This window comes from Sandaracinobacter sp. T42, assembly GCF_059115405.1.
In genome coordinates this window covers 152,700-166,627 of the sequence record NZ_CM181101.1, presented here as the reverse complement: position 1 = coordinate 166,627, position 13,928 = coordinate 152,700, and the positions used below count along the sequence as shown (strand labels likewise).

The following is a 13,928-nucleotide window of genomic DNA, read 5'->3' as shown; positions in this document are numbered from 1 at the left end:
ATGCTGGAGCGCAGGCAGTTTCTGGAAATGGCGGCGCTGGCCGCGCTGGCGCAGGCCGGGCCGCTTTCGGCGGCGGACGAATTCGATGCGCCGGGGTCGGATGCCGCGCGGCAGGCGCTGGCGCTGAAGCAGGGGCGCGTGACATCCGCGGCGCTGGTCGAGACGGCGCTGGCGCGGCTGGAGCGGGTGAACGACCGTCTGAACGCCTGCCGGTTCCTCTATGCCGATGCGGCGCGGGCGCAGGCGGCGGCGAAGCGGACCGGGCCTGTCGCCGGGTTGCCGACCTTCACCAAGGATCTGGCGGAAGAGAAGGGACGCGCCTTTACCGAAGGCGCCCGGGCCTTCGCGACACGAACCGGCGCGACCGACGACGGGGCTGCGGCGGCCATTGCGGCTTCCGGCCTGATTTCGCTGGGACGGAGCACCACGCCCGAGTTCGGGCTGCTGCCAACGACGGAGCCGTTGCTGGGCGGGCCGACCCGGAATCCCTGGAACCCGGCGCACAGCAGCGGCGGATCATCCGGCGGGGCAGGCGCGCTGGTTGCGGCCGGGGTTGTGCCCTTCGCCCACGCATCGGACGGGGGTGGATCGATCCGCATTCCCGCCAGCTGCAACGGGCTGGTGGGGTTGAAACCTTCGCGGGGGCGGATGGCCGGGGAAGAGGGCGACAAGGGCGTGACCGCCGTGGGCGTGAATGGCTGCGTGAGCCGCAGCGTGCGCGACACGGCCGCCTGGCTGGCGGCGCTGGAATCGCGCAAGGGGCCGTATCCGCCGGTCGGGCTGGTGACGGGCCCGTCGCGCCGGCCCCTTCGCGTGGGGCTGCGGGGCGCAGGCCATGCGGGCGAGCCGCATTCCGATGTTCGCGCGGTGTTCGAATCCGCGACCGACCTGCTGAAGCGGCTGGGGCACAGGCCGGTTGAAGCGCCGATGCCCTATGACGCGCCGGCCGCGATCGACGCCTTCCTGAACATCTGGGGCGTGGGCGCGGCGCGATCGGTTCAGGGGGTTCAGGCCTGGCTGAAGCGGGCGCCGGGCAGCGACGACCTTGAGCCTTCGACCTTCGCCTTCGCCGAACGCGGCGCCAAACTGGGCGAGGCGCAGCTGGGCAAGGCCGTCGCCACGCTGGAAGGGGCCGTTTCGGCCTATCTGGCGCAGTTCGATTCGTTTGACGTGCTGATGACGCCGGTGCTGGGCGCGCCGCCGCCCGAGATCGGCTGGCTGGCGCCGACGCTGGATTTCGACACGCTGCTGGAGCGGGTGCTGGCCTATGTGGCCTATACGCCGATCGAGAATGCGGCCGGAGCGCCCGCAATTGCGCTGCCGCTGGGCATGTCTGCGAAAGGGCTGCCGATCGGGATCCAGTTCACCGCGCCGCCCGGCGAGGAGCGGCGGCTGCTGGAACTGGCCTATGCGATCGAGCGGGCGCGGCCCTGGCACGGGTTGAGGCCGGACGTGTGGGCAGCCTGACGGAAAGGCCCGGCGCAGGCGGCACGCAGCGGCTGGAAACGGCGTTGCTGATCCGGGCCTATTCGGCGGGGCTGTTTCCCATGGCCGACACGCGCGAGGCGGAGGACGTGTTCTGGGTGGAGCCGCGCAGGCGCGGCGTGCTGCCGATTGACGGGTTCCACCTGCCGCGATCGCTGGCGAAGGTGCTGAAGCAGGAGCGGTTCCTGCATAGCCGCGACCTGGCCTTCGGGGCGGTGATCCGCGCCTGCGCGGCGGAAGCGCCGGGGCGTGAGCAGAGCTGGATCAACCCGACCATCCTCGACGCCTATTCGCGGCTGCATGCCGAGGGCCATGCCCACAGCATCGAGACATGGGACCGGGACGGACGACTGGTAGGCGGGCTGTATGGCGTGCGGATCGGCGCGGCCTTCTTCGGGGAAAGCATGTTCAGCCGGGCGACGGACGCCAGCAAGGCGGCGCTGGCGCATCTTGTGGCGCGGTTGCGCACAGGTGGGTTCCGCTTGCTGGACACGCAGTTCCTGACCGCGCACCTGGCGCGGTTCGGCGGGCATGAGGTGCGGCGCGGCGCCTATATGGCAATGCTGGACAAGGCGATCCGGCAGACGGCGGACTGGAACCGGATCGACCGGACCGATCAGCCTTCGGGCCGGGCGGGTGCGGCCGGTTTCGGCGCTTCGGCTGGCGGGGCGGCTGGTTCGGGTGCCGGTGCGGGTTCTTCGGAGGCGGGCCGGGCTGCTGATCGCGCTCTTGCCGAGGTGCCGCCCGCATTGCCGGCCGGTCCGGGGCCGTCGGGGAAGCGCATCGTGCAGCTTTTGAGCCAGACATCATAGACCGGGTGCACGAAGGGGTTGAGCGAGGGGGATTCCGCGAACAGCCAGCCGGAAAACACCGTCTTGAGCGGGGCCTGGGGCTGACCCTGGAGCGTGAGCGGACGTTCGACCACCTGCACGAAGGCGCCGGACTGGGGGCGTTCATGGGGCTGGGTGCGCTCGCACGTGCGCAGGATGCCGGAGATGCGGCCGAAGCTGAATCGCTCGCCCGGCTTCAGGGTGAATTCGCCGGTGGTACCAAGGCGCTTGTCGAGCACGCCGATGACGGCGGTGCGTTCGCCCGGCGCTGTGGCCCGCCGGGGGGCGGGCGCGGCGGTTGTTGCGGCAGTGGGCGCGGGCGCTGCCTTCGGGGCGGGAACCGCCTGCTTCGGGGCCGGCGCCTCTTTCGCGGGCTGGGCGGAAAGCGGGGCAGCCAGCAGCAGGGCCGCGAGCGGGGCGATTCGCCGGGCCCTCATTCGGTGGCGCCGGCGGGCACGGCCTTTTCGGATTCGCCGGAGCCGCTGCGGTTGATGACGGAGCCGATGAGGCCCATCAGATCCGTGGCGCCCTGCGTGTCGGTGATCTCGTCTCCGGCGGCGAGCATTTCCGGATCGCCGCCCGGGACGAGGGCGATGAAGCTGCCGCCGAGCAGGCCTTCGGAGGTGATGGCGGCGGAACTGTCGAGCGGGAGTTTCACGGCGCTGTCCACCGCGAGGGTGACGACGGCCTGATAGGTCGCCGGATCGAGTTTCTGGGCGGTGACGCTGCCCACCTTCATGCCCGAGACGCGGACATCGGAGCCCACCGAAATGCCGGTGGCGTTGGGGAATCGGGCGGAGAGGTGGTAGCTGCTGGTGCCGGTGCTGCCGGTGCGATCCAGTGCGAAGGCGAGGAACCAGGCCGCGACGGCGATCACGATGAGGCCGGCGAAAGCTTCGACGAAATGCTCTTTCAGGATCTGCGGCATGCCCTGCGCCCTATTCGCCCGAAGTCCGGGCGCCCGGTGACCAGGCGCGATAGTCTGCCGCGGAGGCTGCGCGCACCTTGCCTGCGGTGAGGGCGCCGATCGGCATTTCCGCCTGCGCCGAGCCGGTGGGGTTGGGGCGCCAGGGCTTTTCCCAGGCCTTCACCGGCAGGGGCTGCTGGCTTGGCGCATCCGCGCGGGTGTGGTGCAGCCAGAGGTGCCATTCCGGCGGCACGCGGCTGGAATCATTGTCGGTCGCGTAGAGGACCCAGCGATGCCCGTCGCGCTGATAATAGCGGTTCCCGTCGGCATCGCGGCCGACTTCCTGTGCGCGCAGGGTCTGCAGCCAGGTGCCGAATGTCTGGCCCGTCCACCAGGTGAAGAGATTGAAGCCCATGGAACCGCCCCTAGCCGTTGTGTGGTGGCGCGCGCAAGGTTTCTGCCGGGATCAGCGGGGCCATGCGACCTTGTCGCCGGGCCGGGCGCCGATGCGCTCCGCCTCTCCGCCGCGGAGCTCCAGGACGGCGGCAACGGGGCCGACCGAGGCCAGCGGCGCCCGCGATTTCGGCACCGCCCCTGCGACGATGTTTCGGATGCGGCCATCCGCCCCGATGAAGACCAGATCCAGCGGGATCAGCGTGTTTTCCATCCAGAAGCTGGCGGGCCGTGGCGGATCCATGGGGAAGAGCATGCCCGTGCCTGGCGGCATGGTGGTGCGGAACATCATGCCATGGGCCTGCTGATCCGGGGTTGCCGCGACTTCCACCTTGTAGGCGTGGCGCTTTCCGCCCGCTGTCTCGATGGTGAGGGGGATGATCCGCAGACCTGTCTGCGGTTTTCCGGCGGCCGGCACCGCTTCGCGCGAAAAGGCCGGCGCGGCGGGCACCGCGCCGAGCAGGCCGGCGAGCGCGAGCGCGCTAACCCAGCGGCGCAAGCTGGACGGCGAGCGCGCCGCGCGGGCCGTCGTAGATGCGGGCGCGCAATTGCTGGCCGGGTGCGAGGCCTTCGAAACCGCCGCGACGGACCGTTTCCATATGGACGAAAACCTGGGTGACACCATCTTCCCTCAGCAGAAAGCCATAGCCCTTGGCGCGGTTGAACCAGCGGACCTCCACCGGTTCATATGGCCCTGCAAGCTCAAGAAAGTCGAGCGGGTCGGTGCGGTTGGTGCTGCGTTCCGTCTGCCTGTCCAGATCGGGGCCGGTGGCCGTGCTGAGATCCAGATCGAGGATGGCGGAGGCCTGCCGTCCGCGCGGCCCCTTGCGCGCAACGACAGTGAGGGCGGCGCCTTCGGGCAGGGATTTGCGACCGAGCGGGCCCAGCAGGTTGTAGTGAATGAGGATGTCGCCGCCCCCATCGTCGGTCACGATGAAGCCATAGCCCTTGACCATGTCGAACCACTTGACCCGGCCGGAGACAGTCTCGCCCGGTTCCTCGCCGGCAGCGCGGTCCTGGGGCTCGGCAGCCCCTGCGCTGTCCGCAAGCCCATTCGCCAAAACCATATCCCTTTCCATGCCGGCCTTTCGAACCCGTCCAACCCAACCGCCTGTTCCGGTTTCAGCCAACTTTCCCTACGCCCACTCTAAGGCTAACACAGGAACAGCTCTGCGCAAGCTTGGCTTTCTTTCCGTCTTGTAACGAAAGTTCATCGCTGATGCACCTGAAAGGTGAAACGCTTATCAATGCCGGGCGCGAAATCGTGTGGGCCGCATTGAATGATCCAGCCGTTCTCGCCCGCTGCATCGAGGGTGTGGAATCGCTGGAGGCGGACGGGCCGAACCGGTTTGCCGGGGTGCTGAACGCGAAGGTGGGGCCCGTGAAGGCGAAGTTCAGCGGCGCCGTCGAACTGAGCGAGCTGGATCCGCCGAACCGTTATGTGATTTCGGGTGAGGGAAAGGGCGGCGTGGCCGGCTTTGCTAAGGGGTCTGCCGAGGTGGTGCTGAGTGACGCCGGAGCGGGTGTGACGCGCCTGTCATATGATGCGAAATCCCAGGTGGGCGGCAAGCTGGCCCAGCTGGGCACGCGGCTGATCGAGGGCACGGCGAAGAGCTATGCCGAGAATTTCTTCGCCGCGCTGAAGGCCGAGGTGGAGCAGCCGCCGGCGACCGAGCCAGATTCTGCGCCATCGGCGGGGGATGTGCGCGCGGCGGCGGTGGAGGCGGCGGTTGCCGAGGCGACGAGCCCGGCGCGGGGCCTGCCGGCCTGGATGTGGATCGGCGGGCTGGTGCTGCTGGTGCTGCTGGTGACGGCGCTGTTGCTGATGTGATGGACGAGATCGCAACCCTGCTGGCGAAGGCGGCGGCCTGGCGCGCGGCCGGACACGGCCTTGCGCTGGCAACCGTGGTGAAGGCCTGGGGATCAGCCCCGCGCCGGCCGGGCGCGATGCTGCTGGTGCGTGACGACGGGCTGTTCGAGGGCAGCGTTTCGGGCGGCTGCGTGGAAGGCGCGGTGATCGAGGCGGCGCAGGCGCGGATCGCCGCCGGTGGCGGCGAACTGCTGACGTTCGGCGTGGCGAGCGAGACCGCCTGGGAGGTGGGGCTGGCCTGCGGCGGCGAGATTTCCATCTTCGTGCAGGCGGTGGATGACAGCGGCTTTCCCCCCGCGTTGCTGCCGCGGATCGCGGCCGCGCGCGCGGCGGGCGCGGCGATTTCGATCGGTTTCGACTTTGCGGCCGGGCGAGCGGCCGAAGGCGTAGGCGGTGACTGGACCCTGCGTATCGATCCGCCGCTGCGCCTGATGCTGGTTGGTGCGGTGCATATTTCACAGGCGCTGGCGCCGATGGCGGCTTCGCTGGGGCACCGGGTGCTGATCGTGGATCCGCGCGGAGCCTTTGCCGCCGGGCCACGCTTCGCCGGATTCGAGGTGGACGGGCGCTGGCCCGACGAGGCGCTGGCGGACTGGAAGCCCGACGGCGCGAGCGCCGTTGTGACGCTGACGCACGACCCCAAGCTGGACGATGTGGCGCTGGCGGCGGCGCTGCGATCGGACGCCTATTACATCGCCGCGCTGGGCAGCCGGAAGACCCATGCGGCGCGGCTGGACCGGCTGGGATCGGCGGGATTCGGCGCGGCGGACCTGGCGCGCATCCACGGGCCGGCCGGGCTGGACATCGGGGCCGCGAACCCGGCCGAGATCGCGCTGAGCGTGGCGGCCCAGATGGTGGCGGCCTGGAGGCGGCGGGGTTGATCTTCGGCGCGCTGCCGCTGGCGGAGGCGGAAGGCGCGATGCTGGCGCACGGGCTGACACTGGGTGGGCGACGGTTCGCCAAGGGGGCGTCCGTTGATGCGGCGCTGCTGGCGGCGGCGCGAGCGGACGGGATGACCCAGCTGTGGGTGGCACGGCTGGAGCCGGGCGACGTGCCGGAGGCGGCGGCGGCGGCGGAGATCGGGGGGCTGCTGGCCGGGCCCGGCGTGGTGGCACACCCGCCGGTGCATGGGCGGGTGAACCTGCATGCGGCGACCGGCGGCTTGCTGGACTATGCGCCGGAGGACATTTCGGCGGCCAATGCCGCAAGCGAGGCGGTGGGGATTTCGACACTGCCGCCGCTGAGCCCCGTGACGGCCGGCGACATCGTCGGCACGGTGAAGGTGATGCCCTATGCCGTGGCGGCCGACGCGATGGCGGCGGTTCGCGCAGCCGCCGGGCCGATTCGCGTGGCGGGCTGGCGGACGGGCCTGAACGCCATTCTGGTGCAGACGCGCCTGCCCGACACGGGCGCGAAGCTGCTGGCAAAGACGGCGGAGGTGACCGCTGCGCGGCTGGCGCGACTGGGCGTGGTGATGGAAGCCGGGCCCGAGCCCGCGCATGCCGTTGCGCCGCTGGCGGCGGCACTCGCTGCGGCGCGCGCGGACCTGCTGCTGGTGGCGGGTGCGACGGCCACATCCGACCCGCGCGACGTGATTCCGGCGGCCATCCGGGCGGCGGGCGGCGAGGTGCTGCGCGTTGGCATGCCGGTGGACCCCGGCAACCTGCTGGTGCTGGCGCGACTGGGCGACGCGCTGGTGCTGGGCCTGCCGGGCTGCGCGCGCAGCCCGAAGCGCAACGGGCTGGATCTGGTGCTGGAACTGTGGGCGGCGGGGTTTGGTGTGGATTCCGCGCGGATCGCGGCGATGGGGGTGGGCGGCCTGCTGGATGGCGGCGGCCGGCCGGTGCCCTGGGGCTGGAGCGGGTGACGCCGACGCCGGGCCCGACGGTGGGGGCGATCGTTCTGGCGGCCGGGCAGAGCCGCCGGATGGGCACAGCCAAACTGGCCATGGCGGTGGATGGCGTGCCGATGCTGGCGCGCACGCTGGCGACGGTGCAGGCGGCGGGGCTGCCGCTGCTGCTGGTGACGGGCGGGCATGCGGACGCTGTGCGGGCCGTGGCCGGCGATGTGCCGCAGGTTCGGGCCGACGGATTTGAGCGGGGGCTGGCGGAAAGCCTGAAGACCGGGCTGCGCGCCGCGCCGGCGGGCTGGGATTCCGTTCTGGTGTTGCTTGGCGACATGCCCTTCGTGCAGGCCGGAAGCCTGCGGGCGCTGGCCGGGGCACTGGCCGGGGGGGCGCGGGCCGTTGTGCCGGTTCATGCCGGGCTGCGGGGCAATCCGGCGGGGTTCGCGCGGTCGGCCTGGCCGGCGCTGCTGGCGCTGGAGGGGGATCGCGGCGCGCGCGGGGTGCTGGATGCGCTGGGGGCGGTGGACGTGGCCGTGGACGATCCGGGGGTGCTGCGCGACCTGGATGTGCCGGGGGATCTGGCCGGGGGTGGCCGCCGATAGCCTGTGCCCCCCTCTGCCGGAGGGGGGCTTTCCGGCGCGGCCTAGTGGTGGCCGGGTTCGGCCATCAGTTCGATGAGGACGCCGCCCATGTCCTTCGGGTGGACGAAGATCACCGGCACGCCGTGCGCGCCGATGCGGGGTTCACCGTTCCGCAGAACCGTTGCGCCCTTTGCCACCAGTTCGTCGCGGGCGGCGAGGATGTCGGGCACTTCGAAGCAGACATGGTGCTGTCCGCCCTTGGGGCTTTTCGCGAGGAACCCGTGCACGGGGCTGTCCGCGCCCAGCGGCTCGATCAGTTCGATCTGGCTGTTGGGCACGTCCACGAAGCAGACGCGCACGCCCTGTTCGGGCAGGTCGAACGGTTCGTGGATCTTCGTGGCGCCGAGGAAGTCGCGGTAGAGCTTCACGCTTTCTTCGATGGAGGGGGTCGCGACCCCGACGTGGTTCAGCCTGCCGATCTGCATGTCATCCAATCCTAGAAGGGAACGTCATCGTCCATGTCATCGTAGGTTGCGGCTGGCTTGCTGCCATAACCGCCAGCGGCAGCACCCGGCGCAGGCCCGCGCGAGGGGGCGGGGCTGCCATAATCGTCGCCGCCGCCATAGCCGCCGCCCGATCCGCCTTCGCGGCGGCCATCGAGCAGGGTGAGTTCACCCCGGAAGCGGCCGACATAGACTTCGGTGGTATAGCGGTCGTTGCCGTCGCGATCCTGCCACTTGCGGGTGCGCAGCTGGCCTTCGACATACACCTTTGAGCCCTTGCGCAGATATTGTTCGGCGACGCGGACCAGATTGTCATTGTCGAGGACGACCGAATGCCATTCGGTGCGTTCCTTGCGCTCGTTCGTGGCACGGTCCGTCCAGGATTCGGAGGTGGCGATGCGCAGGTTCGCGATTCGGCCGCCGCTGGGGAAGCTCTTCACTTCCGGGTCGGCCCCGAGGTTGCCGACGATGATCACCTTGTTCACGCTGCCCGCCATGGGCCTGTCTCCCAATTTGAATTGACCCATGCGATAGGCCAGCAATCGGGGCGCAAGCAAGGGATTCCGGGGCCATGGACAGCGGGCTGGAAGAAGCGGGGGCATTGGCGACGGCGGCGGCCGCCGCGCACGAGATCGACCCCGGCGCAGCGCGCGACACCGTGCATGGCGGCGTGTGCGCCAACTGCGGCACGGCCCTTTCCGGCGCCTATTGCAGCGCCTGCGGGCAGAAGGCGCATCTGCATCGTTCGGTGTTCCATGCGGTGGAGGAATTCCTGCATGGCATCCTGCATTTCGACAGCAAGCTGTGGCACACGCTGCCGCTGCTGCTGTTTCGGCCGGGCAGGCTGACGCGCGACTATGTGATGGGGCGGCGCGCGCGCTACATTGCGCCGGTCGCGCTGTTCCTGCTGACTGTCTTCACCATGTTCCTGGTGTTCGGCTTCCTGCCGACCCCCGGGCTGGAGGGAACAGACCTTCAGATGTCGGGCAAGGAACGGCAAGCGGCGGCAACTGCGATCCGGGAAGAGATGGCCACGCTGGACGCCAATCTGGCGCAGGCGCGGGCAAGGCAGGCGGCCGATCCCGCCAGCGAGGCGCTGCGGCAGGAGGTGGTGCGGCTGGAAACGGCGCAGAGCCTGGCGAAGGCGGCGAAGCAGCGGCTGGAAGGCGGCGGCACGGTGGCAAGCCCGGCCGACGTGGTGACGGCGATCACCGGCGCGACCCGGACGGGCGGGCTGACGCTGGATTTGGGCAGCGAGGATGTGAACGCAAAGGTGCGACGGGCGCTGAGCGACCCGGAGTTCATGTTCTACAAGATGAAGCAGAAGGGCTACAAGCTTTCATTCCTGCTGGTGCCCATGTCTCTGCCGTGGCTGATGCTGCTGTTCGCCTGGAAGCGCGACGTGAAGGCCTATGATCATGTCGTCTTCCTGCTTTACTCGATCAGCTTCATGTCGATGCTGGTGATCCTGACGGCATTGCTGGCGGCAGCGTTCGAGCTGCCGCGGCAGGTTTATGCGTTCCTGCTGCTGGTGGTGCCGGTGCTGCACATGTTCGCGCAGCTGAAGGAGGGCTATGCGCTGAGCTGGTTCTCGGCCGCCTGGCGCACGGTTGTCGTCTCCAGCCTGGCGCTGGTGACGCTGACCGTCTATTTCGTGGGCATCCTGCTTCTGGGGATGCTGGACTGACGAATCAGCCCAGCCCCAGCGCGCTGGCGATGTGGAAGGTGAGCCCTGCCGCAATATAGGCCAGCGCCGTGAGGTAGCCGAACATGAAGATCGGCCATTTCCAGCCGCCCGTTTCGCGGCGGACCACGGCGAGGGTGGACAGGCACTGCGGCGCGAACACGAACCAGGCGAGGAACGCGAGCGCGGTCGCCAGCGGCCAGCCGCCCCGCAGTCGCTCGACGAGGCTGGAGCTGTCTTCCTCGTCGGCATCGAGCGCATAGATGGTGGCGAGCGAGGCGACGGCGACTTCACGCGCGGCCATGGCGGGCAGCAGCGTCATCGCGATTTCATGGTTGAAGCCGATGGGGCGGACGAGCGGCTCGATCGCATGGCCGATGCGCCCTGCGACCGTGTATTCGATGGCCGGGCGCTCGGCGTTTTCCGGGGGGGCGGGGAAGCTGGCCAGCGCCCAGAGCGCGATGGTGACGCCCATGATGATGGTGCCCGCGCGCTTCAGGAAGGCCCCGGCGCGGTTCCACAGACCGTAGAGAACATCCCGCCAGGCCGGCAGTTGGTAGCTGGGCATTTCCATGAGGAAGGTGGGCGCAGGGCCCTTGGTGACGGTGCGCTTCAGCACGAGGGCGGCGAGCATCGCGCCGAGGATGCCGGCCAGATAGAGGACGAAGAGCACAAGGCCCTGAAGGCCGACCGGCCCCCAGACCTGCCGTGCCGGGATGAAGGCCGCGATGATGACGGCATAGACGGGCAGGCGGGCCGAGCAGGTCATCAGCGGGGCGATGAGGATCGTGGTGAGCCGGTCCCGCTCGTCCGGGATGGTGCGGGCGGCCATGATGCCGGGGATCGCGCAGGCGAAGGAAGAGAGGAGCGGGATGAAGGCCGCGCCGTTCAGGCCGACGGCGGCCATCAGCCGGTCCATCAGGAAGGCGGCGCGCACCATGTAGCCGGAGCCTTCGAGGATGAGGATGAAGGCGAACAGGATGAGGATCTGCGGCAGGAACACCACGACCGCGCCGACGCCTGCCAGGATGCCGTCGTTCAGGAAGGAGCGGAAGACGCTGTCGGGCAGGGCGGCGGAGACGAGGCCCTGCGCCCAGGCGATGGCGGATTCGATCCAGCCCATGGGGGCTTCGGCCCAGCTGAAGACCGCCTGGAACATCAGGAACAGGATGGCGGCGAGGATGACGGGCCCGACGAGCGGGTGCAGCAGCACAGTGTCGAGCCTGCGGCTGGCGAGGCGGACCGTGCCTTCGGCCTTCGTGACGGCTCCCGCGATCGAGCGGGCTTCGCGGCCCAGCGCGCGCGTATCGGCCGGGGTGAAGGGGACGGGTTCGGCCGGGGGCAGCTTAAGTCGGGTTTCGAGCGCCGCGAGCAGATCTGCAAGGCCGCGCTTGCGGACGGCGACGGTTTCGACGACCGGAATGCCGAGCCGGTCCGCCAGCGCGGCGCTGTCGAGCGAGAGGCCGTCGCGCGCGGCCATGTCCATCCGGTTGAGCGCCATGACGGCGGGGATGCCGAGGCGCAGCGCATCGAGGGCGAAGCGCAGGTGGGCGGCGAGATTGGTGGCGTCGGCGACGATCAGCAGGGCATCCGGGCGGGATTCGCCGGGCTGGAGGCCAAGCAGTGTGTCCCGCGTGACCTGTTCGTCGAGCGAGTTGGGGAGGAGACTGTAACAGCCGGGCAGGTCGAGCAGTTCGACACGGCCGCCCGACGGCAGGGGCAGATCCGCCGATTTCCGTTCCACCGTAACGCCGGGGTAGTTGCCGACCTTCTGGCGGGCGCCCGACAGTGCGTTGAACAGGCTGGTCTTGCCGGCGTTGGGATGGCCGATGACGGCCACGAGCGGCGCATGGCGGGTTCGGGCGGTGACCGGAGCTTCGATGTTCATTGCGGGACAGCCACCAGAATCAGCCGGGCGAGCGCGCGGCGCAGTGCGACGACGGAACCATCCACGCGGACGGCGATGGGATCGCCCAGCGGGGCCTGGTGGAGCAGTTCCACATGCGCGCCTTCATCGAAGCCGAGTTCGAGCAGACGGGTGACGAGACCGGAATCGGCCGGGGCGAGGCCGGTGACCCGGGCGACGCGCCCGGCGCCGAGCGCTTCAAGTGTGGACTGGTTCACTTGCGAGCGATTATCAACTGGGGCGGGCGAAGGGAAGTGAAAATCAACCTTCGACCGGATAACGCAGCCGCCCGAGGAAGCGGACGAGGCTGGGGCGTTCGCCATGCCCGCGGAATCGGGCCTTGGCCTTTTCGATCTGCATGACGTTGGCGATTCGGCGATCGAGGAAAGCCCAGCTGTCTGCGCTGCCTTCGCTTTCGTCTGCCAGCCAGTAGAGGAGGGTGGCGGAATAAACGGCTGCGGCCAGCGTTCGCTTGCTGTAATGGTTGAAATCGGTGGCTGTGTCGCCGGCGAGGCGCCAGATGCTGTCGGCTGTCTGCCAGGAGAGACGGGCGGCGAGCGGGGCGTTCCGGGGCTGGGCGAGGATGTTGACAGCGCGCCGCGCGGCTTCCCTGTGCGGGGCAGCCTGTTCCAGCCGGGTGCGGATGGCGGTGGTGATCCTTTCCCGCACCTTCAGGCCGTGGAAGGCGGGTGTGTCCAGCGCTTCGCGCATCCGCGCATCCGCGCGGGCGACATAGGCTTCCACCATCTGCGCCGCGCCGCCGGGAAAGGCGAGGCGGGCGGTGGCGGGCAGGATTCCGATATCGCGGGCTGCGGCTTCGAGGGCGGCACGGCCCCAGCCATCGAACGGAACATGCGGGAGCATGGCTTCGACAAGGACGGGCCGAAGCTCGTCCAGGGTCATGTCGGTGGGGGCTGGTGCGGAAGACATGGCCTGCTTCTAGGCGGATTCGCGCGGAGGTGAAAGGCGGTGACTTGCCGCTGGGGGGGCGCTTTGCTATGGGCGCGCCAGCGACGCCGGAACTGCTGGCGGCGACCCCGATTCTTTTCGGGTTGCCGCTGATGGATCGAGCCGGCTTCAAATGACTGATTTCTTTTCGGGAAGGTGCTGATCCTTTTATGCAGATCATCGTTCGCGACAACAATGTCGACCAAGCGCTGCGCGCGCTCAAGAAGAAGCTGCAGCGTGAAGGCGTGTATCGCGAGATGAAGCTTCGCCGCCATTACGAGAAGCCGTCGGAAAAGCGCGCCCGTGAAAAGGCCGCAGCCATCCGCCGCGCCCGCAAGCTGGACCGCAAGCGCGCCGAGCGCGACGGCCAGCGCTGAGCCATCCACCGATGGCTGAGACCGGCACCCGGGGCCAGGGCCTGGGCAAGTGGATCGTCGCGGGGCTGGTGCTTGCGACCGGCGCGGTGAGCCTGGCGCTGGCGGGCACCTCTGCCCAGCGCGCCCCCGCCCGCGAGGCAAGCGCCTTCCTGAAGACCAATGCGGAGAAGCCCGGCGTGACGACCACGGCAAGCGGCCTGCAGGTGGAGATGCTGGCGGCGGGCGAAGGCCCGACCCCCACCGCCACCGATACCGTTCTGGTGCATTATGAAGGCCGGCTGGCCGACGGCACCGTGTTCGATTCCAGCTATCAGCGCGGCCAGCCTGCGGTGTTCGGCGTGGGCGACGTGATCCCCGGCTGGACCGAGGGGCTGCAGCTGATGCGGCCGGGCGGCAAGGCCCGCTTCACCATCCCGCCCGAGCTTGGCTATGGCGCGCAGGGCGCCGGCGGCGTGATCCCGCCGAACGCCGTGCTGGTGTTCGACGTGGAACTGCTGGCCATCGCGCCCAAGCGCTGATCTGGTCAACAGCCGGGTTC

The 13,928-nt window shown here is 69.6% G+C and carries 18 protein-coding genes and 1 pseudogene; 9 read left to right on the top strand and 10 right to left on the bottom strand.

Annotated features, from left to right (window positions below):
- Positions 1-1,467 (top strand): amidase, encoded by a 1,467-nt coding sequence (locus ACW9TV_RS00820; RefSeq protein ID WP_494303979.1) that lies wholly within the window; start codon positions 1-3, stop codon positions 1,465-1,467.
- Positions 1,464-2,297 (top strand): leucyl/phenylalanyl-tRNA--protein transferase, encoded by an 834-nt coding sequence (gene aat / locus ACW9TV_RS00815; protein ID WP_494305001.1) that lies wholly within the window; start codon positions 1,464-1,466, stop codon positions 2,295-2,297. Before ACW9TV_RS00820 ends, aat begins: the two co-directional genes overlap by 4 nt.
- A 35-nt stretch (positions 2,298-2,332) precedes the next feature.
- Here the strand turns inward: aat and ACW9TV_RS00810 are convergent.
- The 5 genes and pseudogenes from ACW9TV_RS00810 to ACW9TV_RS00790 all read right to left on the bottom strand — a co-directional run.
- Positions 2,333-2,752: pseudogene (locus ACW9TV_RS00810) on the bottom strand (DUF2155 domain-containing protein); the annotation flags it as partial.
- Positions 2,749-3,243, bottom strand: a complete 495-nt coding sequence (mlaD, locus tag ACW9TV_RS00805) for an outer membrane lipid asymmetry maintenance protein MlaD (RefSeq protein ID WP_494303978.1) — start codon at positions 3,241-3,243, stop codon at positions 2,749-2,751. The gene mlaD and the pseudogene ACW9TV_RS00810, both read right to left, overlap by 4 nt.
- Before the next feature lie 10 nt (positions 3,244-3,253).
- The gene (locus tag ACW9TV_RS00800; RefSeq protein WP_494303977.1) at positions 3,254-3,637 is read right to left on the bottom strand and encodes an NADH-ubiquinone oxidoreductase subunit NDUFA12 family protein; all 384 of its coding nucleotides are present in this window, start codon (positions 3,635-3,637) and stop codon (positions 3,254-3,256) included.
- 51 nt (positions 3,638-3,688) lie between these two features.
- Positions 3,689-4,174 (bottom strand): DUF192 domain-containing protein, encoded by a 486-nt coding sequence (locus ACW9TV_RS00795; RefSeq protein ID WP_494303976.1) that lies wholly within the window; start codon positions 4,172-4,174, stop codon positions 3,689-3,691.
- On the bottom strand, positions 4,158-4,742 hold the full coding sequence (locus tag ACW9TV_RS00790; RefSeq protein ID WP_494303975.1) for a cold-shock protein: 585 nt from the start codon (positions 4,740-4,742) through the stop codon (positions 4,158-4,160). Before ACW9TV_RS00790 ends, ACW9TV_RS00795 begins: the two co-directional genes overlap by 17 nt.
- A gap of 152 nt (positions 4,743-4,894) precedes the next feature.
- Between ACW9TV_RS00790 and ACW9TV_RS00785 the strand changes: the two genes are divergently transcribed.
- The 4 genes from ACW9TV_RS00785 to ACW9TV_RS00770 are packed head-to-tail and all read left to right on the top strand — an operon-like array spanning position 4,895 to position 7,993.
- On the top strand, positions 4,895-5,506 hold the full coding sequence (locus ACW9TV_RS00785; RefSeq protein ID WP_494303974.1) for an SRPBCC family protein: 612 nt from the start codon (positions 4,895-4,897) through the stop codon (positions 5,504-5,506).
- Positions 5,506-6,426, top strand: coding sequence for an XdhC family protein (locus tag ACW9TV_RS00780; protein WP_494303973.1), 921 nt, complete (start codon positions 5,506-5,508; stop codon positions 6,424-6,426). Before ACW9TV_RS00785 ends, ACW9TV_RS00780 begins: the two co-directional genes overlap by 1 nt.
- Positions 6,423-7,412, top strand: a complete 990-nt coding sequence (locus ACW9TV_RS00775) for a molybdopterin-binding protein (protein WP_494303972.1) — start codon at positions 6,423-6,425, stop codon at positions 7,410-7,412. The genes ACW9TV_RS00780 and ACW9TV_RS00775 overlap by 4 nt, the downstream gene beginning before the upstream one ends.
- Positions 7,409-7,993 carry a nucleotidyltransferase family protein gene (locus tag ACW9TV_RS00770; protein ID WP_494303971.1) on the top strand — a complete coding sequence of 195 codons (585 nt, stop codon included), beginning with the start codon at positions 7,409-7,411 and terminating at the stop codon, positions 7,991-7,993. Before ACW9TV_RS00775 ends, ACW9TV_RS00770 begins: the two co-directional genes overlap by 4 nt.
- A 41-nt stretch (positions 7,994-8,034) precedes the next feature.
- Here ACW9TV_RS00770 and mce read toward each other — a convergent pair whose 3' ends face one another.
- Positions 8,035-8,457 carry a methylmalonyl-CoA epimerase gene (gene mce / locus ACW9TV_RS00765; RefSeq protein ID WP_494303970.1) on the bottom strand — a complete coding sequence of 141 codons (423 nt, stop codon included), beginning with the start codon at positions 8,455-8,457 and terminating at the stop codon, positions 8,035-8,037.
- An 11-nt stretch (positions 8,458-8,468) separates the two neighbouring features.
- Positions 8,469-8,972 (bottom strand): single-stranded DNA-binding protein, encoded by a 504-nt coding sequence (gene ssb, locus ACW9TV_RS00760; protein WP_494305000.1) that lies wholly within the window; start codon positions 8,970-8,972, stop codon positions 8,469-8,471.
- Between the two features lie 74 nt (positions 8,973-9,046).
- Between ssb and ACW9TV_RS00755 the strand changes: the two genes are divergently transcribed.
- Entirely contained in the window at positions 9,047-10,162 is a 1,116-nt protein-coding gene (locus tag ACW9TV_RS00755; protein ID WP_494303969.1) for a DUF3667 domain-containing protein, read from the top strand.
- A gap of 4 nt (positions 10,163-10,166) precedes the next feature.
- On the opposite strand, the gene feoB is transcribed toward ACW9TV_RS00755, so the two are convergent.
- From feoB to ACW9TV_RS00740, 3 genes are read right to left on the bottom strand one after another with little or no spacing between them, the layout of a single operon-like run.
- A complete protein-coding gene (gene feoB / locus ACW9TV_RS00750; RefSeq protein ID WP_494303968.1) occupies positions 10,167-12,047 on the bottom strand; it encodes a ferrous iron transporter B in 1,881 nt (626 codons plus the stop codon).
- Positions 12,044-12,283 (bottom strand): FeoA family protein, encoded by a 240-nt coding sequence (locus tag ACW9TV_RS00745; protein WP_494303967.1) that lies wholly within the window; start codon positions 12,281-12,283, stop codon positions 12,044-12,046. The genes feoB and ACW9TV_RS00745 overlap by 4 nt, the downstream gene beginning before the upstream one ends.
- A gap of 43 nt (positions 12,284-12,326) precedes the next feature.
- On the bottom strand, positions 12,327-12,995 hold the full coding sequence (locus ACW9TV_RS00740) for a COQ9 family protein (protein ID WP_494303966.1): 669 nt from the start codon (positions 12,993-12,995) through the stop codon (positions 12,327-12,329).
- Between the two features lie 188 nt (positions 12,996-13,183).
- Between ACW9TV_RS00740 and rpsU the strand changes: the two genes are divergently transcribed.
- Together rpsU and ACW9TV_RS00730 are read left to right on the top strand one after the other, a co-directional pair.
- A complete protein-coding gene (gene rpsU, locus ACW9TV_RS00735) occupies positions 13,184-13,390 on the top strand; it encodes a 30S ribosomal protein S21 (RefSeq protein ID WP_140926436.1) in 207 nt (68 codons plus the stop codon).
- Between the two features lie 11 nt (positions 13,391-13,401).
- The gene (locus ACW9TV_RS00730; RefSeq protein ID WP_494303965.1) at positions 13,402-13,908 is read left to right on the top strand and encodes an FKBP-type peptidyl-prolyl cis-trans isomerase; all 507 of its coding nucleotides are present in this window, start codon (positions 13,402-13,404) and stop codon (positions 13,906-13,908) included.
- Positions 13,909-13,928: the final 20 nt, after the last annotated feature.

What these genes read in the sequence shown, in the direction of transcription:
- ACW9TV_RS00820 (WP_494303979.1), top strand. Translation starts at nt 1, where the DNA reads ATGCTGGAGCGCAGGCAGTTTCTGGAAATGGCGGCGCTGGCCGCGCTG.
- mlaD (WP_494303978.1), bottom strand. Translation starts at nt 3,243, where the DNA reads ATGCCGCAGATCCTGAAAGAGCATTTCGTCGAAGCTTTCGCCGGCCTC.
- ACW9TV_RS00800 (WP_494303977.1), bottom strand. Translation starts at nt 3,637, where the DNA reads ATGGGCTTCAATCTCTTCACCTGGTGGACGGGCCAGACATTCGGCACC.
- ACW9TV_RS00790 (WP_494303975.1), bottom strand. Translation starts at nt 4,742, where the DNA reads ATGGTTTTGGCGAATGGGCTTGCGGACAGCGCAGGGGCTGCCGAGCCC.
- ACW9TV_RS00785 (WP_494303974.1), top strand. Translation starts at nt 4,895, where the DNA reads ATGCACCTGAAAGGTGAAACGCTTATCAATGCCGGGCGCGAAATCGTG.
- ACW9TV_RS00780 (WP_494303973.1), top strand. Translation starts at nt 5,506, where the DNA reads ATGGACGAGATCGCAACCCTGCTGGCGAAGGCGGCGGCCTGGCGCGCG.
- mce (WP_494303970.1), bottom strand. Translation starts at nt 8,457, where the DNA reads ATGCAGATCGGCAGGCTGAACCACGTCGGGGTCGCGACCCCCTCCATC.
- ssb (WP_494305000.1), bottom strand. Translation starts at nt 8,972, where the DNA reads ATGGCGGGCAGCGTGAACAAGGTGATCATCGTCGGCAACCTCGGGGCC.
- ACW9TV_RS00755 (WP_494303969.1), top strand. Translation starts at nt 9,047, where the DNA reads ATGGACAGCGGGCTGGAAGAAGCGGGGGCATTGGCGACGGCGGCGGCC.
- feoB (WP_494303968.1), bottom strand. Translation starts at nt 12,047, where the DNA reads ATGAACATCGAAGCTCCGGTCACCGCCCGAACCCGCCATGCGCCGCTC.
- ACW9TV_RS00740 (WP_494303966.1), bottom strand. Translation starts at nt 12,995, where the DNA reads ATGTCTTCCGCACCAGCCCCCACCGACATGACCCTGGACGAGCTTCGG.
- rpsU (WP_140926436.1), top strand. Translation starts at nt 13,184, where the DNA reads ATGCAGATCATCGTTCGCGACAACAATGTCGACCAAGCGCTGCGCGCG.
- ACW9TV_RS00730 (WP_494303965.1), top strand. Translation starts at nt 13,402, where the DNA reads ATGGCTGAGACCGGCACCCGGGGCCAGGGCCTGGGCAAGTGGATCGTC.